The following is a 24,983-nucleotide window of genomic DNA, read 5'->3' on the forward strand; positions in this document are numbered from 1 at the left end:
GCGCTCAGTCGCGCCGGGTGTCGAGCAGGTCGCGCGCTTCGCCGGTGACCAGGTTCTCGGCATGCAGTTCCGGCGGTGCCGTGGTGCGACGCCGCGACAGCAGCGGATGCACCAGCACCGCCGCCATGATGATCGCCACGCCGGCGTAGAACGCAGGCGTCAGCTCACGCTGCTCGCCCAGCAGCAGGATGGCCAGCACGATCGCGTAGACCGGTTCCAGGTTCACCGCCAGCTGCGCCGAGAACGCGCTCATGTGCCGCAGCGCCACCAGCGAAAGCGCGAACGGCAGCAGGGTGCAGGCGAAGGCCAGCAACAGCAGCAGGCCGGCATCGCGCGCCCCCGGCACCACGAAGCCGCCGGCGAACACCGGCGCGGCCACTGCCAGCACCGGCCACAGCAGGGTCAGCGTCAGCGTGCCGGCGCCGAGTTCGATGGTGGTGACGGTGAGCGGATCCGCGCGGTCGACGAGGCGCTTGTTGAACGAGCCGAACAGCGCGACGAACAGTGCCGACAGCGCACCCACCGCCACACCGGCCCGCATCTCGCCCGGCACGCCGCCGACCACCAGCGCCACACCCGGCAGCACCGCGATTCCGAGCGCGAGGTCGCGCATCGACAGCCGGCGCCCGGCCAGACGTGGCTCGATCACCGCCACGAACACCGTGGCCAGCGCCATGCAGGTCGCCGCCACCGAGGCGTTGGCGAGCTTCACCGCCCCGTAGAACGTGAGCCAGTGCAGGCCCACCAGGGCACCGACGCCGGCGTAGCTCCAGGCCAGCCGCCGCGGCAGTGCGCGCAGGCCACGCCAGACGCGCGGCACCAGCAGCAGCGTGCCGGCCACCAGCAGCATCCGCCACCACACCAGCGGCAGCGCCGGCAGGGTGATCAGCTTGCCGAGGATCGCGGTGAATCCCCACAGCAGGACGCAGAAATGGATCTGCCAGTGCGCCTTGGTGGCGGGGGTCATCGGTGGATATCCGGCACGTCAGGGGCGCGCATTATCCATCGCGTCAGCTGCCGCCGGGGTGGCCGCCGCTTCCGCAAGCAACCAGTCGCGGAACAGGCGCGCCGGCGGCCGCAGCCGGCGGTGCCCCGGGTGCACCAGGTGATAGGCCCGGCGCCCGGACACCCATTGCCCGGGCAACGCGCGCAGGCGCCCGTTCCCGAGCCACGGCGCCGCCACGTGCTCGCGCGCCAACGCGATGCCCAGGCCGTGGGCAGCGGCTTCCAGCATCGCGGTGCTGTCGCTGAAGACGATGCGCGCATCGGCGTCGGCGCCATGCACGCCATTGGCACGCAGCCAGTCGTGCCAGCCGAAGTGCGACAGGTCGGCGAGCAATGGGTGCGCGGGGATGTCGGCCACCGAGCGGATGCGCGCCAGGCCCGCGTACGTCGGCGCCGCGGCGGCGAACAGGCGTTCCTCCAGCAGCAGTTGCGACGACAGGCCGGGCCAGCTGCCGGGCCCGAAGCGGATGCCGAAATCCGGGCCGCCGTCGTCGAAACGGGTGAGTGCGAACCCGGTGTCGATGCGCAGGCGGATCCCGGGATGCGCCGTGGTGAAGCGCGGCAGCCGCGGGATCAGCCAGCCGTGGACGAACGAATGCAGCGTGGTGATCGCCACGGTGTCGCGGGCATCGGGGCCGGCGCGCAGCTCGCGCATCACGCTGTCGAGATCGCCGATGGCGTGGCTCGCGGAATCGGCGAGTCGGCGACCTTCGGCGGTCAGCGAGACACCGCGTGCATGACGCTGGAACAGGGTGACGCCCAGGCGCGCCTCGAGCTTGCGCACCTGGTGGCTGACCGCGCTGGCGGTGAGGTGCAGTTCCTCGGCCGCGTGGGCGAAGTTCTGGTAACGCGCGGCGGTTTCGAACGCCGCCAGTGCGGACAGCCAGTCGCTGCGCGTTGCCATCGAGACGCGAATCCTGTTTGTGGCTGGCGCCCAAACTATGCGCTTGTGCGCGCTGCCGGCAAGCGGAGAATCCGCGGCACCACGTACCGGAGTGCCGCCGATGAACGCAGGGGTGGAACAGGCCGTACGCCGCGACGCGGGCATCGATGGCCGCACGCTCGCCGAGCTGGCTCTGCTGGCTGCGATCTGGGGCGCGTCATTCCTGTTCATGCGGGTGGCCGCGAACGACTTCGGCGCAGTGCCACTGGTCGAGGTGCGGCTGGCGCTGGGCTCGCTGGTGCTACTGCCGTTCCTCTGGCATCACCGTGGCGCGTTTCCGTTGCAGCTGTGGCCGAAGCTCGCGCTGATCGGCGCGATCAATTCGGCGATTCCGTTCGTGCTGTTCGCATGGGCGGCCCAGCGCGCGCCGGCCGGCATCGGCGCGATCGCCAACGCGATGACCGTGCTGTTCACCGCACTGGTGGGCGCGATGTTCTTCGGCGAGCGGATCGGCTCGCGCCGTGGTACCGCACTGCTGGCAGGGTTTGCCGGCGTGGTGGTGCTGGCCAGCGGCAAGGTCGCGGGGATGAGCGTCGGCGGCGCGGTGCTGGCGGGTGCCAGCGCATCGCTGTTCTACGGGCTGGGCATCAACCTGGTGCGACGGCACCTCACCGGGCTGCCGCCTGCCGCGGTCGCGTCGGCCACGCTGGGGATGGCGTCGCTGCTGCTGGCACCGCTGGCCGTGGCGCACTGGCCCACGGTGCCCGTCCCGATGGCCGCATGGCTGTCAGCCGCCGCGCTGGGCGTGGTGTGCACCGGCATTGCGTTCGTCATGTACTACCGGCTGATCGCGCGCATCGGCGCCAGCCGCGCATCGACCGTGACCTACCTGGTGCCGTTGTTCGGCGTCGCCTGGGCCTGGCTGCTGCTGGACGAACCGCTGACCTGGTCGATGGCGCTGGCCGGCGCGATCATCCTCGGCAGCGTCGCCGCCAGCCAGCGCGGCGGCGCACGCTGAGGGCGCCGCAGGCGACGCGGCCTGCGGCAACTGTGGTCAGGCGAACATCGCCACCAGTTCCTCCTGCTGCGCGCGGCTCAACAGCTCGCCGCGACCGGCCTGCAGGTTGTCGGCCTGGCGGTCCGGCTTGCCGGTGGCGGGGATCACCGCGGTCACCGCCGGGTGGCTGATCGCGAACTTCAGGAACATCTGCGCCCACGAGGTGATGCCGAGCTCCGCCGCCCAGCCCGGCAGCGCACGGCCCTGCACCTCGGCGAACAGCTTGCCGTCGTCGAAGGCGCGGTTGACCAGCACTGCCACGCCCAGTTCCTGCGCGGCCGGCAGCAGCGAGCGCGCGGCTTCCGGTGCGTTGACGGAGTAGTTGACCTGGATGAAGTCGGGCTTTTCCGCGCGCATCACCCGCTCGAGATCGGCATGGCTGCGTTCGACGAAGTGGGTGAGGCCGATGTACTTCGTCGCGCCCTGCGCCTTGAGCTCGCGCGCGTAGGGGAGTGCGATCTCCCAGGCGCGCAGGTTGTGGACCTGCAGCAGCTCGACCCGGTCGGTCCGCAGGCGGCGCCTGCTCTCGGCCCACTGCGCTTCCATCTCCGCGCGGCTGTCAGCGGCGATCTTGGTGGCCAGGAAGCAGCGCTCGCGCCAACCACCTTCGTCGAGCAGCGCGCCCAGCACCTCGTCGGCGTTGGTGTAGTTGGGCGAGGTGTCGAACACCCGGCCGCCGCCCTCGAAGAACACCTGGATGGTCTCCTGCAGGGTGTTGTAGTCGGCGGACCCCAGCGGCACCTCGTAGCTGCCGGACGTGCCCGCCCCGATCGCCGGCACCTGCTCGCCGGTGGCGGGGATGGTGCGCATGACCAGGGCTCCGGCGGCGGGCGGCGCCGGGGTCGCCGGCATCGGCGCCGCTGGTTGCGCGGCACCGTTGCCGCTGCATGCCGCCAGCGGCGCAAGGGCGAGGCCGCCGGCGGCCAGGGAAACCGTGGTCAGGAAATCGCGGCGTGTGCGCATGGCGGCCTCCGGTGTGATGTGGGCCGATACTAACCGCGCGGTCGCGTCGCCCGCGCCGCAGTGCAGCAGTCTGTGGTCAGCGCACAGGCGTCGGGCTGTCGACGGCGATGTCGCGCGGCATGTCGGTCAGCACCAGCGGCACCCCGCGGGTGGGGTGCTCGATCACCAGCACCGGCTGCCGGTATACGCGCTCGATGGTCTCGCGCTGCAGCACCTCGCGCGGGGTGCCGTCGGCGACCACCCGGCCTTCGCACAGCATCACGATGCGGTCGGAGTACGCCGAGGCGAGGTTGAGGTCGTGCAGCACCGCCAGCACGCAGGCGCCGTCATCGGCCAGCCGGCGCGCGTGCTGCAGCAGGCGCTCCTGGTGGTGCAGGTCGAGCGCGGCGGTGGGCTCGTCGAGCAGCACCACCGGCGTGTCCTGCGCCAGCACGCGCGCGAAGGCGGTGCGCGCGGCTTCGCCACCGGAAAGCGTCTGCACGTTGCGTTCTGTCAGCGCGAGCAGGTCGGCAGTGGCGAGCGAGGCTTCGACGATGTCGTCGTCGCGTGCGGGGTCGCTGTCGTGCGGCAGCCGGCCCATCGCCACCACCTCACGCACGCCGAAGCCGAAACGCACGCTGTGGTCCTGCGGCATCACCGCGCGCTCGCGCGCAAGTTCGCGCACGCGCCACTCCGGCAGCGCGCGGCCACCCACCGACACCAGGCCTTCGCTGGGCCTGCGGTCACCGGCGGCAAGCGACAGCAACGATGACTTGCCCGCGCCATTGGGCCCGACCAGTGCGGTCAGTGTGCCCGGTGCGAAGCGCAGGTCGACATGGTCGACGATCACCCGCCCGTCGATCACCAGCGCTGCGTGTTCCAGCGCGAGCGCCGGCGTGCGGTTGTCGGCGGCGCTCATGGCGCGCCCCGCGGCTTGCGGCGCAGCACCAGCCACAGGAAGAACGGCGCACCGATCGCGGCGGTGAACAGGCCCAGCGGGATTTCCGACGGCGGATCCAGCGTGCGCGCCGCGGTATCGGCCAGCACGACCAGCAGTGCACCGAGCAGTGCCGACAGCGGCAGCAGCAGGCGGTGGCCGGGGCCGACAATCAATCGCACCACGTGCGGCACCACCAGCCCGACGAAGCCGATCGAGCCGGCGAACGCCACCGCGGAGCCGACCAGCAGGGCGCTGAAGGTGATCAGCCGCAGCCGCGCGCTGCGCACGTCCAGGCCGATATGGCGTGCCTGGCGTTCGCCCAGCGCCAGCATGTCCAGCGGCGTGGCCATCGTCAGCAGCGCGCCCACGCCGACCGCGAACACCGGCGCGGCGGCGGCCACGTCGGTCCAGCCCACGCGCGCCAGCGAGCCCATCTGCCAGAACACCAGCGACTGCAGCTCGGCGGAATCGGCGACATAGGTCAGCAGGCCGATCGCCGCCGAACATGCCGCGCCGATGGCGATGCCGACCAGCAGCAGGGTGGCGGTGCCCTCGCCGCGACCGGGGCGTGCCAGCAGGTAGATCAGGGTGGTCGCCAGCGCACCGCCGAGGAAGGCCGCGACCGGGATCGTCCAGTAGCCCAGTGCCGAGGCGCCGAGCACGATCGCCGACACCGCGCCCAGCGAGGCGCCCTGGGTCACGCCGACGATGCCGGGGTCGGCCAGCGGGTTGCCGAACAGCCCCTGCAGGCTGGCACCGGCAAGCGCGAGGCTGGCGCCCACCATCGCGCCGAGCAGGGCACGCGGGATGCGCAGGTTCCACACTACCGAGATATCGCGGGTGCTGAGGTCGCCGGGTGCCACCAGCCCCAGCTGCACGCCGATGGCCTGCAGCACGTCCACGGGGGCCACCTTCAGCGGGCCGACGCCGAACGACAGCAGGATGCCGGCCAGCAGCGCGAACAGGGCCACCGGCACCGCCAGCTGCCGCACCATCGCCGGGCGTGCGCGGCGCGGGCCCGGAGCGGACGCCGCGTACGGCGTGCTCAAGGCGCCTGGTCCGCCAGTGCCGACAGCGCCCGTGCCAGCGCGATCGCGCCGGCGCCCGACGCGACGCTGGTGTACTTCAGTTGCACGTCGGGCATCACCCAGACGCGGCCTGCGGCACCGGCAGGCGTCTGCCGCAGGGTGGGGTACTGCGACCACAGCGCGTCGGCGCCGCCGAACAGTTCGAGGTCGTGTTCGCTGACCAGGATGACGTCCGGTGCCGCGGCGACGATGCCTTCCTGGCTGAGCACCGAGTAGTCTCGCACCCCGGCGGCATCGCCGATGTTGTCGCCGCCGGCGAGGCGGATCAGCGCCGCGGCCGCGGTGTCGGCGCCGCCGACCGTCGGCTGGCCGCCGGCACCGGTGGCCGACACGTGGATCACCTTCGGGCGCCGTGCGTGCCCGCTGGCGATCCGTGCCGCCTCGTCCAGCTGCGCCTGCACCTGCGCGGCCAGCCGTTCGCCGGCTTCGGCGGCACCGAACAGCGCCGCGGTCTTGCGCACCTTGTCGGGTGCGGGCTGCAGGTCGTCGACGATCACCGCCGGCAGGCCGGCATCGCGCAGCTTGGCGGCCAGGCCGCTGTTGCCGTGGCGGCGCAGGCTGTTGCCGACGAACAGCGTGGCGTCCAGGCTCAGCACGCCCTCGGCACCGGTGGTGCGGTTGAACAGGAACTGCTTCGGCGCGGCGCGCCCGGCCGCGGTGGCGGTGTTGATCGGCGCGGCGAACACGTGCGCGTCGAGGTCGAGCGCCTCCATCACCGAGATCACGTCGTCGCCCCCGGCAATCGTGCGGCGGCTGTCGGTCACGGTGACCTCGACGCCGTCGTCGGAACGCACCGTCGCCGGCAGCTGCTGGACCACCGGGCCGGCGTCCGGCACGTCGACCCCGACCACGTGCTGCCAGCCCTGTGGCAATGCCGTGGTGTCGGCGGTATCGGCCGACGCGGCACCCTCCGCGCCTGTAGACGTCGGTGCAGGCGAGCACGCGGCCAGCGCCAGCGCCAGGCAGGCGGCGAGGGCAGGGATGGACAGTCGGGGCATACGGCGGTCAGGCATGGAGGAATCCATCATTGCCTGCAGGACGGGGCGTCCTGCAGGCGGAAGCGCGCATTTTACCGGTCCCGGCAGGGCCCTCAGCGCGTCTTCGGGGTGATGCGGCGGATATGGTCGCCGGCGGGGTCGTTCTCGCCGCGCGACTTGTTGGTGGCGAAGATGTGGCCGCGGCCGTCAGGGAACACGTGGTTCGGGAAGGTGCCGCCGTCGAGGTTGGCGACGATGTTGCCGTCGCTGTCCACCACCGCGATGGTGCCCGCCACCCGGGTCGGCACGTAGGCCAGGCCCGACTGCGGGTCGACCGCGACATACACCGCGCCGGCGCCCACGTAGACGTCATGCAGCACCTCGCCGCTGTCGGCATCGGCGATGACCAGGTTATCGCTGCCCTGCGCGGCGACGTAGACGCGACGCTTCTGCGGGTCGACCGCCACACCGATCGCGCCCTTGACGCCCGGCACGCGGAACACCCTGTCGATGGTGCCGGTGGCGACGTCGAGCACGGCGACCTCGCCGGTGGACAGGCTCACGGAGTACAGCTTGTGTGCGACCGGATCCAGCGCCAGCGCCATCGGGCTGAAGGTCTCGCCGCGCTCGCCGGACGGGATCGTCACTTCCTGCACCACCTCGAGCGTTCTGGTGTCGAACGCGACCAGTACGCCGCCGCCGAAGCTGCTCGCCCAGGCGCGGCCGGTGGCGGCATCCACCACCACGTCGCGCGGCTGCGCGATCACCCCGGGGTCGAACTGCTTGACCAGCGACAGGTCGGACTGGCGGTAGACGGCCACGGTGTCGTCGCGGGTGTTGGTGACCCAGACATTGCCGTGGGTGTCGTCGACGCCGACGCCGTACACCGCGAACACGCGGCCGTCGTCGTGGCCGGGTACCGCGGCCGGGGTGATGCGTGCGGTGACCTCCAGCGTCTGCGGGTCGAGCTTGAGCAGTTCCGACTGCGTCACCGGCGGCCGGCCCACCGCGGCGGTCACGAACAGCGCATCGCTGGCCGTGCCGTGCGCGACCTGGTAGAGCCCGCGCACCAGCGGCTTCGCGCTGACATCGAAGCGGTCCTGGCCCGACAGCGCGACCTCCTTCGACACCTTGAGATCGAACACCGCCGCCGCATCCGGGTTGGCGACGCGCACCACGACCGGATGCTGGCCGGCGGCGGCATCGGCGGGGATCGCCAGCGTGGCCTTGAAGCCGCCCTCGCCATCGGCGATGTAGGGCTGCGGGTTGAGCACCGTCTCGCCGCGCAGCAGCGTGACCGACTGTCCGGGCTTGAAGCCACTGCCGGCGATCTCCGCCTCGCTGCCGGGCAGCACCAGCGGGGTAGTCGCCCGCACGCTGCCGCGGAAGTCGTTGTCGGGGGTGCCGAACACCTGCGCGCCGGCGATGCCGGCGGCCATCGTCAGGGCCAGGCCCAGCGCCGCCAGGCGCAGACGGGAATTACGGGAACGCGTGCTGCTCATTGCGGACTCCTTGCGATGGATGCCGGCCCGGGCCGGGAGTGATGGGGTGTGGGTGGCGGTGCGGCGGGGGCTGCTGCATTGGCGAGAGCGGAACATCCGGCGTCGGGCCGGCCACTGGCGGCGCGGACGGTCGATGGCCTACGCCGGGGATTTAGTGGGGTCGGCCCGCGATGGGCACGGCCGCGATGGGAGGACGTGTTCGACAGGCCGGCCAGGGTGCTCATTCGCCGGCGGGCGGTCGTGGCGTGTCGCTGCGGTCGGCGACGCCGGTCACCGCGTGCAGCGCGCCCATCAGCGAGGCGCGGAACATCGGGCCATGGCCGAGGCCGGGAAACTCGCGGTACGAGGCATCGACCCCGGGCACCGTCGCCAGCGTTTCGGCGAGCCGCATCGCGGCATCCGGCGTCGCTGCCTGGATGCGCCTGAGATGGGCGACCACGCGCGGGTTGCTGAGGTCGCGCTTGCCGCGGTCGCCAACGCGCTCGGCGCCGCCGAGGTGGATCATCACCCGCGCCGGATGCCCCGTGTTGTGGGCGATGAAGCGCTCGCTCTCGCGCACCGCATGCGCGTTGCCCCACCACATCGACGGGCTGCCGGCGACATAGGTCTGGAACGCGCCGGTGCGGGTGTACAGCGTATGCAGCACGAACAGACCGCCCAGCGAATGGCCCCACAGCGTCTGCCGCTGCGGATCGACCGGCAGGTGCTGTGCCAGCTGCGGGCGGATGCGGCGCTCGATGAGTTCGGCCAGCGCGTCGGCGCCGCCACTGCCCAGTGGCGCGGTCTCCGCATCCTCGGGTGGCAGTACTGCCGGGGTGTAGTCGCGGTTGCGTTGCGGGGAATCGATGCGCAGGTCGTTGTCGTAGCCGATGAACACCAGTGCGTGCGGCTCCGGCTGCGCCGCCAGTTCGTCGAGCAGTGCATCGTCGAACTCGATCAGCGCGGCGTTGCCGTCGAGCATCCAGAACGTCGGCCAACCCGCCGCGGGCACGGGGCTCTTCGGCACCGCCACATGGACGCGCCAGCTGCGGCTGCCGTCGTCGCTGGTCACGGTGAAGCGCTCGAAGGCGTAAGCCTGCGACGCGCGATCGGCCACGGTCTGGCCGATGGTCTGCAGCGGGTTGCGCTGCTGGGCGGAGACGGGCGTTGTCATGGCGAGCGAGGCGAGGAGCAGCAGGCCGGCCGCGGCGGTGGCCGCGGCACGGCAGCGCAGGGTTGTCCGGCAGCTGGCCGGTCGGGAACTCAAGGAGTGGAAGCGGGCTGTCATGCGGGGACCGTCGAACACGTCAGAAGCCGATGTGGGTGCTGACGAACCAGGCGCGTCCCGGTTCGTTGTAGGTGTAGGCGCCGGCGCCCTCGATGGCGTTCGGCGTGCCGAGGTTGACGCCGGATGCGTTGCCGCGGCGGAAGATGCGCTTGTCGAGCAGGTTGTCCACGCCCAGGACCACGTTCACACGGTCGGTGATCCGGTAGCGGCCACTCAGGCCGACCAGCGCATAGGGCGGCATGCGGTCCGCGGCGCTGCCGGTGACCGGGCGGCCCTGGTAGTCGAGGCGCTGCGGCACCTGCTCGCCATAGAACGTGGCGCGCGCCAGCAGTGCCAGGCGTTCGCTTGCCTGCCAGTCGAAGGCGGTGTTGACGGTGTATTCGGGGATCGTCGACAGCGCATCGCCGGTCGTGCGGTTCTCCGACTCCAGCATCCAGGTGACGTTGGTATTCCAGCGCAGCGAATCGCCCAACGGCAGTTCCAGGCTGCCTTCCAGGCCCTCGATCACCGCCCTGGGCACGTTGTCCCAGCGGAACACGTCGACGTTGCGCACGCGGTCGACGGCGACGCGCCCCGCTTCCACCTTGTCGCGGTAGTCGTTGTGGAACCAGGTCAGTCCGGCCTGCATGCGGCCGTCCGCGAACTGCACGCCCAGTTCCTTGTTGATGCTGGTCTCGGCCTCGAGCGCGTCGTTGCCGACCAGGAAGCAGGGGCCACCCCCGCCCCAGCAGCCGATGCCGTTGCTGTAGAGCGAATACCCGGCATTGCTCTGGTAGAGATTGGGTGCCTTGTAGGCGCGGGCGATGCCGGCGCGCAGGGTCCAGTCGGGCAGGAACCCGAACGCGGCGTTGAGCGCGGGGCCCAGGTTGCCGCCGTGGCGGTCGTGGTGGTCGTAGCGCAGCGTCGGCGTCACCGTCAGGCGCTCGCCGATGTAGATGTTGTCCTCGACGAACACCGAGGCGATGCGCGCATCGGCACGGCCGTCCCATGTGCCCGGCGGCACCGGCACGTTGGGCTGTGGGTTGCGGTCCTTGAGGCCGGAGGCGGCGTCATGCAGCCGGCTGTCGACCCATTCCGCACCGACGGTGACCACATGGTCGACGCTGTCGCCGATGACGGTGTGGTTGACCTCGCCATGCAGCGTCAGCGTGCGCAGGTCGATGTCGCCGAAGCCGCCATCGACGATGAAGATGCCTTCGGTGCCGCCGGCCAGGCCTTCGAGCAGCCGCGTGTTGCGGGTGTCCTCCAGCGCGGCGTACACCAGCGAGCGCGTGGAATCGCCGTACTCGCCACGGTGGCTGATGTCGAAGGTGCGGCGGTAGCTGCGGTTGGTCTCCGCGCCGATCCACTTCAGCACTTCGGCATTGCGGTTGGTGTTCTGGCTGTCGCCGGTATAGATGTTGCCCTGGCGGCTGAAGCCGGCGCCGATGTCGATGCGTTGGCCGGGCAGCAGTTCCCACAGCAGGCGGGTGGAGACGTTGCGGTTGCGCACGCCTTCGCGGCCGGCCGGGAAGGTGCCGGCGTTGCTGCCGGTGCGCACCGACGCGTGGTCACGGTTGATCCCGAAATCGTCCGCATCGGCCTTGCCGACCGTGCCGGACACGCGGAACGAGAGGCGGTCGGACAACGGGCCGCTCATCTGCAGGCCGGCGCGCTGGCTGCCACCGTCGACGCCGTGGGTCGGCACCGATCCATAGAGGTTCAGCGAGCCGGTGAACGCATCGGATGGCGCCCGGGTGATGATGTTGACCACGCCGCCAGCGGCGCCGTTGCCATAGCGTGCGGCGGCCGGCCCGCGCAGCACCTCGACGCGTTCGATCTGCTCGGGCGCCACCCAGCCGGTGTCGCCGCGCGAATCGCGCTCGCCGCGCCAGCCGTAGCGCACCGCATTGCGGCTCGAGACCGGAATCCCGTCGACCAGGATCAGGGTGTTTTCCGGGCCCATGCCGCGGATATCGATCTGCCGCTGGTTGCCACGCTGGCCACTGGTCGAGTTGCCGGTCAGATTCACGCCGGGCAGCGTGCGCAGGAACTCGGCGATGTCGTTGCGCGGGGGCAGGCGCTCGATATCGTCGGCGAGGATGGTGGATGCACCCAGCGCCTGGCGCGCGATGGCCTCGGCGGTGACGTGGAGGGTGTCGAACGTGCGTACGCCGGTGGAGTCCGCAGGTTCTCCTGTCGCCGGAGAGACGTCCTGCGCGGCCAGCGGCGCACACAGGATCATCAGCGCGATGGTCGAAGCGGACAGGGACACGCGGCGTGGGCAGGGCATCTCGGGTTCCGGCACGGGTGGTCGGGCGTCGCTGCGGCGGCTGATCCCGCCGCCGGCAGCCGTCCATCCTAGGGTGACTGAGAATCGTTATCAACTGTGTTCGCGTTCGCCATCGACGCCGTGCATGGCAGTGAATGAGACCTGTTATCATTCACGGCTGCGCAGCAGCTTGGCGCTGCCTGCACCCGAGCCCGAGCGTCGATGACGTGACCGGGGTACCGATCCGGAGCCGCATGTCCGCCGTCAGTCCTCCAACCCACACCATTCCCGGGCTGCCCGCGCTGGTGTTCACCGCGCTCGCCGGCACCATGGCAATGATGGCCTTCGTGGCTGTCGTCGGGCCCGTGGTCCGCTTGCTGGGGCTGGCGGAGTGGCATGCCGGTCTTGCGGTCACCGCGGCCGGCCTGCTGTGGATGCTCGCCGCCCGGCGCTGGGGCCTGCTGAGCGACCGCATCGGGCGTCGGCGCGTGCTGCTGATCGCGCTGGCCGCATATGCCGCGGTGTACCTGGCGATGGCGGTGTTCGTCGATGTCGCCCTGCGCAATCCACCGGTGGTGCTGGTCTCGGTGCTGGCGCTGGTCGGCACCCGTGCGCTGGTGGGCCTGTTCTATGCGGCGGTGCCGCCCACTGCGGCCGCGCTGGTCGCCGATGGCGCGCGCCCGGGCCACCGTGCCGCGGTGATGGCACGGCTGGGTGCCGCCAATGCCCTGGGCATGGCGGTCGGGCCGGCCGCGGCGGGCTGGATCGCCTTCCACGACCTGTCGCTGGCACTGTACGTGGCGGCGGCGCTGCCACTGCTGTCGCTGCTGGTGGTGTGGTGGCGGCTGCCGCTGGACGGACCGCTGGTGGGCGACGCGCCGCGGCCGCCCCGGCAGGCGCTGACCTGGCGCGACCCGCGGCTGCGGCTGCCGATCGGCGCGGTGTTCGCGGCGATGGTGTCGGTGACCATCGCCCAGGTGGTGGTGGGCTTCTTCGCGATCGACCGGCTCGGCCTGTCGCCGGCCGATGGCGCGCGGGTGGCAGGCCTGTCGCTGACCGCGGTCGGTGTCGGGCTGATGGTGTCGCAGATGCTGGTGATGCGGCTGAAGTCGGTGCCGCCGGCGCGCTGGATCGCGCTCGGCGCCGCGATCAGCGCGATCGGCTTCGCCTCGCTGGCGCTGATCGACGTGCAGTGGCAGCTGCTGCTGGCCTATGCGGTGTCGTCGTTCGGGATGGGCTTCGTGTTCCCGTCGTTCCAGGCGCTGGCGGCGGATTCCGTCGAGGCCCATGAGCAGGGTGCGGCCCAGGGCACGGTGGCCTCGGTGCAGGGGTTCGGCATGGTCATCGGGCCGCTGCTGGGCACGCTGCTCTACAGGGTGTCGCCCGGGGCGCCCTATCTGATGGTCGGTGCGGTGCTTGCGGTGCTGGCGCTGGCGGCGGTGCGGCACCGCCCGGGGTTGGCGTGATGAGCGAAGGTCCGATGTCGGCTGCGCCCGACCCGGTCGCGCCGGCCCCCTGGTGCGGGCCGGCCCCCTCCGGCGCATTCCGCCTGCACACCCCTGCCGAACGGCTCGACGCCGAGGGCTGCCTGGCGCGGCTGCCGTCGGGCCCCGCCGGGACCCTGGGTGCGCGGGTCGATGCATTCTTCGCGGCGCGCCCGGCCGGGCCGGCATTGCTGGTGGGCGCGCTGCCGTTCGACCCGCACGCCGACGACGCGCTCTACCAGCCGGAGCGGCAGGTCGTCGCCACCCCGGGCAGCCGCGACGACCGTGCCTGGCTGCGGCCGAACGCGGCGGTGGCCGAGCCGTCCGAAGCCGACTATGCCGCGGCGGTGTCACGTTGCATGGCCCGACTGGGGCAGGCGGACGATCCGCAGGCCCTGCACAAGGTGGTGCTGGCGCGCAGCCTGCGGGTGGAAACCGCCACCCCGGTGGATCCGCAACGGCTGGCGGCGCGGCTGGGCGAGGACGCCAGCGTGACCACCTACGTGGTGCCGCTTCCGGTCACCGCCGCCGAGGCGCCCGCGTGGCTGGTCGGCGCGACCCCGGAACTGCTGGTATCGCGGCGTGGCACCGCGGTGGTCTCGCATCCGCTGGCCGGATCAGCCCGGCGCTGGCACGACCCGGCGCGCGATGGGGCCGCGGCGAAGGCGCTGCTGGCGTCCGCCAAGGACCACGACGAACACCGCCATGTGGTCGAGGCGATCCTCGACACGCTGGCGCCGCTGTGCAGCCGCCTGCACGCACCGGTGGCGCCGTCGCTGCATGCCACCCGCACCATGTGGCACCTCGGCACCCGCATCGAGGGCACGCTGAAGGATCCGGCGGTGTCGTCGGCGATGCTGGCCGGCCTGCTGCATCCCACCCCTGCCGTCTGCGGAACCCCGCGGCTGCCGGCGCTCGAGGCGATCCGCGCGCTGGAGCCGGTCGACCGCGGCTTCTACGCCGGCGCGGTCGGGTGGACGGATGCCGCGGGCGATGGCGAATGGCATGTGTCGATCCGCTGCGCACGCGTGCAGGGGCGGGTGCTGCGGCTGTTCGCCGGTGCCGGCATCGTCGCCGGCTCCGAGCCCGCACTGGAGGTCGACGAGACCGCCGCCAAGTTCCGCGCCATGCTCGATGCGCTGGGCATCGACGACGTGCGCGCGGCATGACCGACGACGACGCACGATGAGCGAACCGCACGCTTCAACCCGACTTCCATTGCGCCAGGTCTGGCCCGATGCGTTCGTGGCCCGATACCGCGATGCCGGCTACTGGCGCGGCGAGACCTTCCCCGGTTTCCTGCGCGAACGCGCGCAGCGCCATGCCGGCGAAGTCGCGGTGGTGGGTGGCGACATCCGCTGGACCTATGCGCAGCTGTGGCAGGAGGTCGAGCGCATCGCCGCAGGCTTCCTCGCACAGGGCCTGGTGCCCGGCGACCGCGTGATCGTGCAGCTCGGCAATATCCCGGAATTCATCGCCGTGGCCTGCGCGCTGTTCCGCGCGCAGCTGGTGCCGGTGTATGCGCTGCCGGCACACCGCATCACCGAGGTCGCGCACTTCGCGCGCAAGGCCGAGGCCAGCGGCTACGTGGTGGCTGAGCGCTACGAGGGTTTCGACTACCGCACGCTGGCGCGTGAACTGCAGGCCGAGGTGCCGTCGGTCCAGCACGTGTTCGTGGTCGGCGATGCGCAGGAGTTCACCGCGGTGTCCGCGCTCGATGGCGACCGCGCCATGCTGCCGGGTGATCCCGATCCGCAGTCGGTGGCGTTCCTGCAGATCTCCGGCGGCAGCACCGGGCTGTCGAAGCTGATCCCGCGCACCCACGACGACTACATCTACAGCTTCCGTGCCAGCAACGCGCTGTGCGGCATCGGCCGCGACAGCGTGTACATGGTCGCGTTGCCGGCCGCGCACAACTTCCCGATGAGTTCGCCCGGCTTCTTCGGTGCGCTGTACGCCGGCGCGCGCGTGGTGCTGAGCCCGGGACCCGGACCGGACGCGGCGTTTCCGCTGATCGCGCGCGAACGGGTGACCTGTGTCGGCCTGGTGCCGCCGCTGGCGCTGCTGTGGGCGGACGCCGCGGCGAAGACCATGCATGACCTTTCCAGCCTGCAGGTGGTGCAGGTGGGTGGCGCCAAGCTGGTGCCCGAAGCCGCGCGGCGCGTGGTCGCGGGACTGGGCTGCAACCTGCAGCAGGTGTTCGGGATGGCCGAGGGGCTGGTGAACTACACCCGCCTGGACGACCCCGACGACATCGTGCTCGGGACCCAGGGCCGCCCGATCAGCCCCGATGACGAGGTGCTGGTGGTCGACGACCACGGCAACCCGGTGCCGGATGGCGAGGTCGGCCACCTGCTCACGCGCGGGCCGTACACCATCCGCCGCTACCACAACGACGACGCCGCCAACGCGCGATCGTTCACCGACGACGGCTACTACCGCACCGGCGACATGGTGCAGCAGCTGCCCGGTGGCTATCTCGTCGTGCAGGGCCGCGCCACCGACCACATCAACCGCGCCGGCGAGAAGATGTCCGCCGAGGAGATCGAGGACCATCTGCTGGCGCATCCGCAGGTGTTCGATGCCGCGGTGGTGTCGATCCCGGATGACTTCCTCGGCGAGCGCAGCTGCGCCTTCGTGATCGCGCGTGGCGAACAACCGAAGCCGGCCGCACTGAAGGCCTGGGTGCGCGGGCGCGGCCTGGCCGCGTTCAAGGTGCCCGACCAGATCGTGTTCGTGGATGCGTTCGACACCACCGCGGTCGGCAAGATCAGCCGCCGCGAACTGCGCGCGCAGCTGCGCGCGCGCTTTCTGGCGGCGCAGGAGGTGCCGACCCCATGACCGCGCGAGCGCACCGTTTGTATTCCCCGCAGGACCTGCGTGCCGGCGCGCCTGCCGCGACGCCGGGCGGCCGGCGCAACCGCCGGGCGCCACTCCCGATTTGAAGAAAAGCATGGCACTCCCCACCATCCCCACGTATCAACTCCCGCGCGCCGACGAGCTGCCGACGCCGCGTGGCGCCTGGCAGCCGCAAACGCAGCGCATCGCGCTGCTGGTGCACGACATGCAGCGCTATTTCCTGTCGCGCTTCGACGCCGATGCCGCGCCGCTGGCGCCCGCCGTCGCCAATTTGGCGCGGCTGCTCGAACGCTGCCGCGCGCTCGGCATCCCGGTGTTCTACACCGCTCAGCGCGGCAACCAGGATCGCCGCGACCGCGGCCTGCAGGCCGACCTGTGGGGACCGGGCATGCAGGCGATCAAGGCGCACGAGACCATCATCGACGCACTGGCGCCCGCGCCGGGCGACCATGTGCTGGTCAAGCACCGCTACAGCGCCTTCCAGCGCAGCAACCTCGAGCAGCTGATGCGCGTGCGCGGCCGCGACCAGTTGCTGGTCACCGGCGTCTACGCCCACATCGGCCTGCTGTCGACCGCGACGGAAGCCTTCCAGCGCGACATCGAGACCTTTGTCGCCGCCGATGCGGTGGCCGATTTCTCGCGCGCCGATCACGATATGGCGCTGGCGTGGATCGCCCGCACCTGCGGCGTGCCGCTGGCCACCGACCGCCTTCTGGAGATCCTGCAGTGAACGCACCGAACGCTCTCACGCTCGAGCGCATGCGCGCCGACGTCGCCGACCTGCTCGGCGAATCGCCCGCCGACATCGGCGACGAGGACAACCTGATGGATCTCGGCCTGGATTCGATGCGCGTGCTCGGCCTGGTGATGCGCTGGGGCGAGACCGGCATCGCGCTGGAATTCCCGCACCTGGCCGAGCACGTCACCCTGGCGGGATGGTGGGCGACCGTGCAGCAGCTGCAGAAGCAGGCGGGGCAGGGCTGATGGCGGTAGTGGTACGCGCCTGCCGCCCCGTGCAGTGGACCCGGTTCACCGCGGAAGCGCGCTCGCGCGCGATCGCGGATGTCCGTCAGGAGCGTCTGCCGCCATGTGCGTGACCCGCGGTAACGGCGTCGGATCCGGCTTGCCATGAGCGTCGTTCCCGATGCCGGTGAGGCCATGCCGCAGGTCGCTGCCGACACCGGCTGGCCGCTGACCGAGGCGCAGGCCGGCCTGTGGTATGCGCAGCGGCTGGCGCCGGACAACCCGGCGTTCAATACCGCGCATGCGCTGTGGATCGATGGCGCGCTCGATGTCGCGGCGTTCGCCAGCGCTGCCGACCGCGCCGCGCACGAAGCCACTGCGCTGCGGCTGCGCATGCGTGATGGCGACGACGGTCCCCGGCAGGTCGTCGACGACGCGCACCTGCCGCGGCTGGAAGTGATCGACCTGTCGACGGCCGTCGATCCCGCGGCCGCCGCGCGCGACGCCATGGGGCGCGACCGCGGCACCCCCGTCGATCCGGCGCGCGACCGCCTCGCGGTGCAGCACCTGTACCGGCTGGGTGCGGATCGCTTCGTCTGGTACTTCCGCGTGCATCACCTCGCCACCGACGGTTACGGCATGGCGCTGTTCGCCGGTCGGGTCTGCGCGTTGTATGGCGCAAGCGGCGATGCAGACGCCGGCGCGCCGCTTGCGGCATTGCTGCCGGTGTTCGAGGAGGACGCCGCCTACCGTGTCTCGGAGCGTCGCGGGAAGGACGCCGCCTTCTGGCGTGAGGCCATGGCCGGCATGCCCGCGGCGACCGGCCTCGGCGGCGGTTTCGCCGCGGCCGCGCATCACTGCCACCGCCATGTCGTCGCCGTCGACGGGGACCTGCGCGCGGCACTGCTGGCCAGCGCGCAGCGCATCGGCCAGCCGTGGCCGGACGTGCTGACGGCGTTCACTGCCGAATACTGCCGGCGCATGTCCGGGCAGCAGGAAGCCGTGGTCGGTGTGCCGTTCATGGGCCGCCTGGGCAGCGCGTCGGCGCGGGTGCCGGCGATGGTGATGAACGTGCTGCCGCTGCGCGTACCGGCGACGCCGGAGACGGACGCCGCCGCTTTCGTGCAGGCGATCGCGCGCGCGCTGGTGCGTGGCCGCCGGCATGGCCGCTACCGCGGCGAACAGCTGCGGCGCGACCTCGGCCTGCTCGGTGGCCAGCGCCGCCTGCACGGCCCGCTGGTCAACGTGCAGCCGTTCTACCGCGCGCCGCGACTGGGGGCTCTGCAGGTCTCGCTGGAGATCCTCGGCACCGGCCCGATCGACGATGTCACCATCGGTTTCCGTGGCGACGCGACCCATGCGCTCGACCTGGAGATCGAGGCCAACCCCGCGCTCTACGACGCCGACGACGTGGCCGCGCATGCCACGCGCCTGCTGGCCTTCCTTGCCGCCGCCTGCAGTGCGGAGCACATGGACGACGTGCCGCTGGCCACTCCGGACGAGGCCTGGCGCTACCTGTTCGAAGTCAACGCCACTGCGCACCTGGTGCCGGACACCACCCTGTCCGCGCTGATCGAACACACCATGCAGGCGACGCCCGACGCGCTCGCGGTGGAGTTCGAAGGTGCGTCGCTGACCTACGGCGAGCTCGAACGCCGCACGCGCGCGCTCGCGCGGCAGTTGCAGGCGCTGGGTGCGGCCGCCGATGCGGTGGTCGCGGTGGCGCTGCCGCGTTCGCTCGAACTGATCGTCGCACTGGTCGCCACGCTGCGTGCCGGTGCCGCCTACCTGCCGCTGGACCGCGCCCATCCGGACGCGCGGCTGCAGCGCATCCTGCAGTCGGCGAAGCCGGTCTGCGTGCTGGCGGGCCAGGGCGATGCACCGCGTTTCGGCAATACCGCGCCGGTGCTGGTGCCGGACGCCTGGGGCACCGACACCGATGCCGCGCTCGCAGGCATGCCGCAACCGGGCGACGCCGCCTACGTGATCTACACCTCCGGCTCCACCGGCGAGCCGAAGGGCGTGGTGGTGGAGCACCGCGCGATCGTCAATCGCCTGGAATGGATGCGCACCCACTACGGCATCGACGCCTCCGACCGCATCCTGCAGAAGACCCCGGCCACCTTCGACGTGTCGGTGTGGGAGTTCTTCCTGCCGCTGCTGGCCGGCGCGCGGCTGGTAGTGGCGGCGCCCGACGCGCACCGCGACCCGCTGGCGCTGGCCCGGCTGATCCGCGACCGCGGCGTGACCACGCTGCACTTCGTGCCGTCGATGCTGGAAGCCTTCCTCGCCGCGCCGCAGGCGCAGGGGCTGGCAGTCCGGCGCGTGTTCTGCAGTGGCGAGGAACTCGGCGCCGACCTGCGTGACCGCTTCCACACCACCGTGCAGGCGGAACTGCACAACCTCTACGGTCCTACCGAGGCGGCGGTGGACGTCAGTTACTGGCCGGCGTCGGCGGACGACATCTCGCGCCCTGTGCCGATCGGTTTTCCGGTGTGGAACACGCGGCTGTACGTGCTCGATGCGCGGATGCGGCCGTTGCCGGCGGGCGTGGTCGGTGATCTCTACCTTGGCGGCGTGCAGCTCGCACGCGGCTACCTCGGCCGCGACGACCTCACCGCCGAGCGCTTCATCGACGATCCCCACGTGCCCGGCGCGCGCCTCTACCGCACCGGCGACGTCGCACGCTGGAGGCGCGATGGCGCGGTGGAGTTCCTCGGCCGCAGCGACCACCAGGTCAAGTTGCGCGGCCTGCGCATCGAACTCGGCGAGATCGAGTCCGCGATCCTCGCCAGCGCTGCGGTGCGCCGGGCCGGCGTGATCGTGCGCGAGGACCGGCCGGGTGACCGCCGCCTGGTCGCCTACCTGCAGCCGGAAGGCGCGGTGGACCTCGCCGCGCTGCGCACCGCGGTGGCCGCACGCGTGCCCGACTACATGGTGCCGGCCGCATTCGTGGTGCTGGACGACTGGCCGGTGACCGCCAACGGCAAGCTCGACCGCGGCGCGTTGCCGGCACCGGTGCACGGGGCAGCCGCAGGCGAGGCACCGCGTTCGCCCACCGGACAGGCGCTGGCCGCGCTGTTCGCGCAGGCCTTGGGCGTGGATGCCGGGGCGGTTCCCGCCGACGCCGACTTCTTCGCCCTGGGCGGCGATTCGCTGTCGGCGGTGCACCTGCTGATGGCGATCCAGCGCCGCTTCGGCCGCGACCCCGGTCTTGGCGCGCTGTTCGCGACGCCCACGGTCGCGGCGCTCGCCGCGCGCATCGACGCCGAAGAGGAAGCGCCGGACCACGGTCTCGCACCGCTGGTGCGCCTGCGCCGTGGCGATCCGGGGCAGGCACCGCTGTTCGTGGTGCATCCCGCCGGCGGCATCAGCTGGTGTTACCGCGAACTCGCGCGTGCGCTGTCGTCCGCGCGCGACGTGCATGGCCTGCAGTCGCCGGCGCTGGACCTGGCGCAGCCGTTGCCGGCCAGCATCGATGCACTGGCGGCGGGCTACGTCGAACGCGTGGCCATGCTGCAACCCGAAGGGCCGGTTCACCTGCTCGGCTGGTCGGTCGGCGGCATCCTCGCCCATGCGATGGCGGTGCGCCTGCGCGCGCTCGGGCGCGAGGTCGGCGTGCTGGCACTGCTCGATGCCTATCCGGCGGAGTGCTGGCGCGCCGAGCCGGAACCCGATCCCGTCGCCGCCCTGCGCGCCCTGCTGGCCATCGCCGGCTACGACCCCGAGGGGCATCCGGAACTCACCACCCGCGAGGCCATCGTCGACTTCCTGCGCCGCGGCGAAAGCGCGCTCGGCAACCTGCCGGGCGGGGTGCTCGACGGGGTGGTGCGCACGGTCACCGATACCAACCGGCTGGTGCGCCAGCACCACCACGCGCGCTACGACGGCACCCTGCTGCATGTGCGCGCCGGCAACGACCATGCCAACCGTCCGCAGCTGCAGCCCTCGCTGTGGGCGCCGCACGCCGCGCACGTCGAAGCGGTGGAGCTGCCGTTCCTGCACGCCGAACTCACCGGTCGCGATGCCACCACGCGCATCGCCCCGCTGCTCGATGCCCGGTTGCGGTGGTTCGAATCGGACCGCACGCACGATCGCTTGCCCGCGCAACGCCCGCACTCCGCAACCCCTCTCCCGTCGACGGGAGAGGGGCAGGGGTGAGGGCAACCTCTCCATCGATCACCCCAGGACCCGCCATGCATCTCACCGGCTTTGAAGGCAGGATCGCGCTGGTCACCGGCGCCGCGGGCGGCATCGGCGCCGCGGTCGTCGCGCTGCTGCGCGATAGCGGTGCGACGGTGATCGCCACCGACGTCGCCGTACCGGCAATCAAGGCCGACAACGTCCATGCCTTCGCCCTCGACGTCACCGATTCCGCCGCGGTCGATGCACTGGTCGCGCGGGTCGAAGCCGACATCGGCCCGATCGACCTCGCCGCCCATGTCGCCGGGGTGCTGTCCACCACTGCCGTCACCGGGACCTCCGACGCCGAATGGCGCCGCACGTTCGCCGTCAATACCGACGGGGTCTTCCACGTCGGCCGCGCCCTGGCCCGCGTGATGGCGCCGCGCCGGCGTGGCGCCCTGGTGGTGGTCGGCTCCAATGCCGCCGGGATTCCCCGCCAGGCCATGGCCGCCTATGCCGCGTCGAAGGCCGCGGCCACGATGTTCGTGCGCTGCCTCGGCCTCGAACTGGCACCACACGGCGTGCGCTGCAACGTCGTTGCTCCCGGCTCGACCCGGACCCCCATGCAGACCGGCATGTGGGCCGACGACGGGGGCGAGGCCCGGGTCATCGCCGGCACCCTGGAGAACTTCAAGAGCGGGATCCCGCTGGGCAAGCTCGCCGAACCCGGTGATATCGCCAACGCGGTGATGTTCCTGCTCTCCGAGCAGGCCGGGCATATCGCCATCAGCGACCTCTATGTGGACGGTGGCGCCACCCTGCGGGCCTGAGCCGGACCGGGGGGCGGCCCGGCGGTGCAGCCGCGGGAGGGTCCGGTGACCGCCACCCGGGCCTCACGGCCCGCGCCGCGGTTCGCGCATACTCCGGCCTGGTGTCCAGGCTGTAGGGGGTGCGTCGTGGCGGCCCGCGCGCGGGACCGGTGGCCCTCAAGAAACCGCGGGAGCGGCCGATCTCACCGGGATAGCGGGCAGGGCGCCAGGCGTGTCCGTGCGGCTCATGTGGGTCACTGTCAGCAACGGATCCGGAGAACGAGGGAATGGCCCTGAGGGTTGAGGAACGCAAGGTCGCCGTCGCGGACCTCGTCGAGGGCATGTATGTCTGCCGGCTCGATCGCGACTGGGAAGGCACGCCGTTCCCGCTGCAGGGGGTGATGATCGCCGACCAGGCCGACATCGACCTGCTGGCGTCGCTGTGCGAGTGGGTCTATGTCGACACCCTGCTGGGCGTGGCACCGCTGGAACCGGTGGTGGTCGCCGCACCGGCACGCGACGTGGGCCCGGTGTTCGACAACAGCGAGATCGAGGCGCTGCAGCACAGCCAGGCGTATCCGCAGCTCGCGGCGTTCGACACCGAGCTGCCGCAGGCGCGCGAGGCGCAGGCCGAGGTGGTGCGCCTGGCCACGCGCATCCTCGACGAGGTCCGCGCCGGCCGGCCGATTGCCGCCGGCGAGGTGCGCGAGGCGGTGGAGCCGATGGTGCGCAGCATGGTGCGCAATGCCGACGCCTTCCTGTGGGTGGACCGGCTGCGCGAGCGTGGCGACTACGCCTACGACCACGCGCTGGGTTGCAGCGCGCTGGCCGCCGCGCTCGGCCGCCACCTGGGGCTGCCGGAGCCGTTGCTGGTGGATCTGGCCGCGGGGGCGCTGCTGCTCGACATCGGCAAGCTGCGCGTGCCGCCCGAGCTGCTGGCGCGTCCCGGAACGCTGGACGCGCAGGAAATGCGCGAGGTGCAGGCCCATGTCCAGCATGCGCTGGACCTGCTTGATCATGGCGCGGCGGTGCCGGCGCACGTCTGCGAGATGATCGCGACCCACCACGAGCGCATCGACGGCAATGGCTACCCGGCCGCGCTCGAAGGCGACCGCATCCCGCTGCTGGGGCGCATCGCCGCGGTGATCGATTCCTACCACGCGATGACCAGCCCCCGTCCGCACCGGCCGGCGATGGCGCAGCACGTCGCGCTGCAGCAGCTCTACCGTGGACGTGGTACCGCGTATGCCGGCGAGGTCGTCGAGCAGTTCATGCAGTGCATGAGCGTGTACCCGGTGGGTTCGCTGGTCGAGCTCAATACCGGCGAGGTGGCCATCGTCATGGCGCAGAACGCCGCGCGCCGGCTGATGCCGCGGGTGATGGTGCTGACCACCCCCGACCGCGAGGTGCTGGACCACTTCGGCACGCTGGATCTGATGATGCAGGGCGATCGCGATGCCGCCATCCGCATCGTCGGGGCGCTGTCGCCGGACGAATGCGGCCTCGATCCGGTCGAGCTGTTCCTGTGAACCCGGCAACCGCGCGGCTGGCGCGCGACCGGTGCTGAACCGCGGCGCGACCATGCAGGCGGTGGCGCAGGCGATCGCTGCCGGCGGCGGCGACGACGAGCTTGCCGTGCTGGTGGTGCGTGGCCGGCGCACGCGCGAAACCGAGCTGTCGCTGGGCTACGCGGTGGCCGATGCGCTCGCCGCCGCGATGGAAGCGAAGCTGGTCGCCAGCCTGCGTGCCCAGGACACGGTGCTGCGGATCGGCGAACATGCGTTCGTGGTGCTGCTGCCCGGTGTGCGCGGGCGCCAGCACGCCGCGCTTGCGGCGGCCAAGCTGGTGCGCGCGCTGGGGCAGCCGTTGATGCTGGAAGGCTGGCAGCTGCATCCGTCGGTGACCGTGGGGTTGGCGTTGTACCCGTCCGATGGCACCGACGCCGACGCGCTGTGCCTGCACGCCGACCAGGCCTGCCACGAGGCACGCAACGAGGCGGACGGGTTCGCCTTCTGGCACCGGCCGGTGCATGCCGACAGCTTCACCCATGACGAACTGCGCGATGCCCTGGCCCGCAACCAGCTGGAGCTGTACCTGCAGCCGGTCCTCGACCTGCACGACAGCCGCATCTCCGGCTACGAAGCGCTGGCCCGCTGGAACCACCCGCGCATCGGCATGGTGCCGCCACCGGCATTCGTCGGCGAGGCCGAACGCACGGGCCTGATCGGTGAACTCACGCGCTGGAGCCTCACCGTGGCGCTGCGCCATCTCGCGCAGCTGCGGCGCGAGGGCCATATGGTGCGCATGAACGTGAACCTGTCGGTGGTGGCGCTGCAGATGCCCGGCTTCGCGTTGCAGGTCATGGATCTGCTGCGGGTCTGGCAGGTGCCGCCAGCGGCGCTGGCGCTGGAAGTGACGGAGAGTGCGCTGATGCGCGACGTCGTGCGCGCGCAGGGCGTGCTGGCGGAGCTGCACGACGAGGGCATCCGCATCTCCATCGATGATTTCGGCACCGGCTATTCGTCGATGGCCTACCTGCAGCGGCTGCCCACCGACGAGCTGAAGATCGACCGCAGCTTCGTGATCGACATCGCCACCAGCGACCGCGCCCGCCATCTCGTCGGCTCGATGGTCGATCTCGGGCACAACCTGGGCCTCGAGGTGGTCGCCGAGGGGGTGGAGGACGAGGCCACGCTGGCACTGCTGCGCGACCTCGGTTGCGATCGCGCGCAGGGCTACGTGATCGGCCGCCCGCGCCCGGCGACCGACATCGTGTCCGCCGCCGGGGTCTGAGCGCGGCATCCGGCGACGGCGCGCCGGTACCGGCTGCG

At 71.7% G+C, this 24,983-nt stretch carries 19 protein-coding genes; 10 read left to right on the top strand and 9 right to left on the bottom strand.

Going from position 1 to position 24,983, the window contains the following annotated elements:
- Positions 1-4: 4 nt before the first annotated feature.
- Positions 5-967 (bottom strand): DMT family transporter, encoded by a 963-nt coding sequence (locus ERL55_RS04390; protein ID WP_129135349.1) that lies wholly within the window; start codon positions 965-967, stop codon positions 5-7.
- Positions 968-985: 18 nt separating this feature from the next.
- A complete protein-coding gene (locus ERL55_RS04395) occupies positions 986-1,909 on the bottom strand; it encodes a LysR substrate-binding domain-containing protein (protein ID WP_129135350.1) in 924 nt (307 codons plus the stop codon).
- 100 nt (positions 1,910-2,009) lie between these two features.
- On the opposite strand from ERL55_RS04395, the gene ERL55_RS04400 reads away from it, so the two are divergent.
- Complete coding sequence (locus ERL55_RS04400) at positions 2,010-2,906, top strand: DMT family transporter (RefSeq protein WP_129135351.1); 897 nt, start codon at positions 2,010-2,012, stop codon at positions 2,904-2,906.
- A 36-nt stretch (positions 2,907-2,942) separates the two neighbouring features.
- Here ERL55_RS04400 and ERL55_RS04405 read toward each other — a convergent pair whose 3' ends face one another.
- The 7 genes from ERL55_RS04405 to ERL55_RS04435 all read right to left on the bottom strand — a co-directional run bounded on the left by ERL55_RS04405 (position 2,943) and on the right by ERL55_RS04435 (position 11,915).
- Positions 2,943-3,908: an aldo/keto reductase gene (locus ERL55_RS04405; protein ID WP_129135352.1), complete on the bottom strand. Its 966-nt coding sequence runs from the start codon at positions 3,906-3,908 to the stop codon at positions 2,943-2,945.
- A gap of 76 nt (positions 3,909-3,984) precedes the next feature.
- On the bottom strand, positions 3,985-4,806 hold the full coding sequence (locus ERL55_RS04410; protein WP_129135353.1) for a heme ABC transporter ATP-binding protein: 822 nt from the start codon (positions 4,804-4,806) through the stop codon (positions 3,985-3,987).
- Positions 4,803-5,822, bottom strand: coding sequence for an iron ABC transporter permease (locus ERL55_RS04415; protein WP_129137199.1), 1,020 nt, complete (start codon positions 5,820-5,822; stop codon positions 4,803-4,805). The genes ERL55_RS04410 and ERL55_RS04415 overlap by 4 nt, the downstream gene beginning before the upstream one ends.
- A 50-nt stretch (positions 5,823-5,872) precedes the next feature.
- Positions 5,873-6,913, bottom strand: coding sequence for an ABC transporter substrate-binding protein (locus ERL55_RS04420; RefSeq protein WP_129137200.1), 1,041 nt, complete (start codon positions 6,911-6,913; stop codon positions 5,873-5,875).
- 92 nt (positions 6,914-7,005) lie between these two features.
- Positions 7,006-8,394 carry a YncE family protein gene (locus ERL55_RS04425; protein WP_241685834.1) on the bottom strand — a complete coding sequence of 463 codons (1,389 nt, stop codon included), beginning with the start codon at positions 8,392-8,394 and terminating at the stop codon, positions 7,006-7,008.
- 220 nt (positions 8,395-8,614) lie between these two features.
- Positions 8,615-9,547, bottom strand: coding sequence for an alpha/beta hydrolase-fold protein (locus ERL55_RS04430; RefSeq protein ID WP_241685835.1), 933 nt, complete (start codon positions 9,545-9,547; stop codon positions 8,615-8,617).
- Positions 9,548-9,680: 133 nt separating this feature from the next.
- Positions 9,681-11,915, bottom strand: a complete 2,235-nt coding sequence (locus ERL55_RS04435) for a FepA family TonB-dependent siderophore receptor (protein WP_241685836.1) — start codon at positions 11,913-11,915, stop codon at positions 9,681-9,683.
- Positions 11,916-12,166: 251 nt separating this feature from the next.
- Between ERL55_RS04435 and ERL55_RS04440 the strand changes: the two genes are divergently transcribed.
- The 9 genes from ERL55_RS04440 to ERL55_RS04480 all read left to right on the top strand — a co-directional run bounded on the left by ERL55_RS04440 (position 12,167) and on the right by ERL55_RS04480 (position 24,945).
- Positions 12,167-13,378, top strand: coding sequence for an MFS transporter (locus ERL55_RS04440; RefSeq protein WP_129135355.1), 1,212 nt, complete (start codon positions 12,167-12,169; stop codon positions 13,376-13,378).
- Complete coding sequence (locus ERL55_RS04445) at positions 13,378-14,565, top strand: isochorismate synthase (protein ID WP_129135356.1); 1,188 nt, start codon at positions 13,378-13,380, stop codon at positions 14,563-14,565. Before ERL55_RS04440 ends, ERL55_RS04445 begins: the two co-directional genes overlap by 1 nt.
- 16 nt (positions 14,566-14,581) lie before the next feature.
- Entirely contained in the window at positions 14,582-16,237 is a 1,656-nt protein-coding gene (locus ERL55_RS04450) for an AMP-binding protein (protein ID WP_129135357.1), read from the top strand.
- 112 nt (positions 16,238-16,349) lie between these two features.
- A complete protein-coding gene (locus ERL55_RS04455) occupies positions 16,350-16,985 on the top strand; it encodes an isochorismatase family protein (RefSeq protein WP_129135358.1) in 636 nt (211 codons plus the stop codon).
- Between the two features lie 29 nt (positions 16,986-17,014).
- A complete protein-coding gene (locus ERL55_RS04460) occupies positions 17,015-17,239 on the top strand; it encodes a phosphopantetheine-binding protein (protein WP_129137203.1) in 225 nt (74 codons plus the stop codon).
- Between the two features lie 174 nt (positions 17,240-17,413).
- Positions 17,414-21,379, top strand: coding sequence for a non-ribosomal peptide synthetase (locus ERL55_RS04465; protein ID WP_129137204.1), 3,966 nt, complete (start codon positions 17,414-17,416; stop codon positions 21,377-21,379).
- A gap of 35 nt (positions 21,380-21,414) precedes the next feature.
- Positions 21,415-22,173 (top strand): 2,3-dihydro-2,3-dihydroxybenzoate dehydrogenase, encoded by a 759-nt coding sequence (locus ERL55_RS04470; RefSeq protein ID WP_129135359.1) that lies wholly within the window; start codon positions 21,415-21,417, stop codon positions 22,171-22,173.
- Positions 22,174-22,439: 266 nt separating this feature from the next.
- A complete protein-coding gene (locus tag ERL55_RS04475; protein ID WP_129135360.1) occupies positions 22,440-23,681 on the top strand; it encodes an HD-GYP domain-containing protein in 1,242 nt (413 codons plus the stop codon).
- Positions 23,682-23,712: 31 nt separating this feature from the next.
- The gene (locus ERL55_RS04480) at positions 23,713-24,945 is read left to right on the top strand and encodes a GGDEF domain-containing phosphodiesterase (RefSeq protein ID WP_164972113.1); all 1,233 of its coding nucleotides are present in this window, start codon (positions 23,713-23,715) and stop codon (positions 24,943-24,945) included.
- Positions 24,946-24,983: the final 38 nt, after the last annotated feature.

Source organism: Luteimonas sp. YGD11-2, assembly GCF_004118975.1.
Lineage (GTDB): Bacteria > Pseudomonadota > Gammaproteobacteria > Xanthomonadales > Xanthomonadaceae > Luteimonas > Luteimonas muca.

Bases quoted from the DNA above. Each gene is read 5' to 3' on its own strand.
- ERL55_RS04400 (WP_129135351.1), top strand. From the start codon at position 2,010: ATGAACGCAGGGGTGGAACAGGCCGTACGCCGCGACGCGGGCATCGAT.
- ERL55_RS04410 (WP_129135353.1), bottom strand. From the start codon at position 4,806: ATGAGCGCCGCCGACAACCGCACGCCGGCGCTCGCGCTGGAACACGCA.
- ERL55_RS04420 (WP_129137200.1), bottom strand. From the start codon at position 6,913: ATGCCCCGACTGTCCATCCCTGCCCTCGCCGCCTGCCTGGCGCTGGCG.
- ERL55_RS04425 (WP_241685834.1), bottom strand. From the start codon at position 8,394: ATGAGCAGCACGCGTTCCCGTAATTCCCGTCTGCGCCTGGCGGCGCTG.
- ERL55_RS04475 (WP_129135360.1), top strand. From the start codon at position 22,440: ATGGCCCTGAGGGTTGAGGAACGCAAGGTCGCCGTCGCGGACCTCGTC.
- ERL55_RS04405 (WP_129135352.1), bottom strand. From the start codon at position 3,908: ATGCGCACACGCCGCGATTTCCTGACCACGGTTTCCCTGGCCGCCGGC.
- ERL55_RS04390 (WP_129135349.1), bottom strand. From the start codon at position 967: ATGACCCCCGCCACCAAGGCGCACTGGCAGATCCATTTCTGCGTCCTG.
- ERL55_RS04455 (WP_129135358.1), top strand. From the start codon at position 16,350: ATGGCACTCCCCACCATCCCCACGTATCAACTCCCGCGCGCCGACGAG.
- ERL55_RS04460 (WP_129137203.1), top strand. From the start codon at position 17,015: ATGCGCGCCGACGTCGCCGACCTGCTCGGCGAATCGCCCGCCGACATC.
- ERL55_RS04440 (WP_129135355.1), top strand. From the start codon at position 12,167: ATGTCCGCCGTCAGTCCTCCAACCCACACCATTCCCGGGCTGCCCGCG.
- ERL55_RS04470 (WP_129135359.1), top strand. From the start codon at position 21,415: ATGCATCTCACCGGCTTTGAAGGCAGGATCGCGCTGGTCACCGGCGCC.
- ERL55_RS04445 (WP_129135356.1), top strand. From the start codon at position 13,378: ATGAGCGAAGGTCCGATGTCGGCTGCGCCCGACCCGGTCGCGCCGGCC.
- ERL55_RS04395 (WP_129135350.1), bottom strand. From the start codon at position 1,909: ATGGCAACGCGCAGCGACTGGCTGTCCGCACTGGCGGCGTTCGAAACC.
- ERL55_RS04430 (WP_241685835.1), bottom strand. From the start codon at position 9,547: ATGACAACGCCCGTCTCCGCCCAGCAGCGCAACCCGCTGCAGACCATC.
- ERL55_RS04450 (WP_129135357.1), top strand. From the start codon at position 14,582: ATGAGCGAACCGCACGCTTCAACCCGACTTCCATTGCGCCAGGTCTGG.
- ERL55_RS04415 (WP_129137199.1), bottom strand. From the start codon at position 5,822: ATGGTGCGGCAGCTGGCGGTGCCGGTGGCCCTGTTCGCGCTGCTGGCC.
- ERL55_RS04465 (WP_129137204.1), top strand. From the start codon at position 17,414: ATGCCGCAGGTCGCTGCCGACACCGGCTGGCCGCTGACCGAGGCGCAG.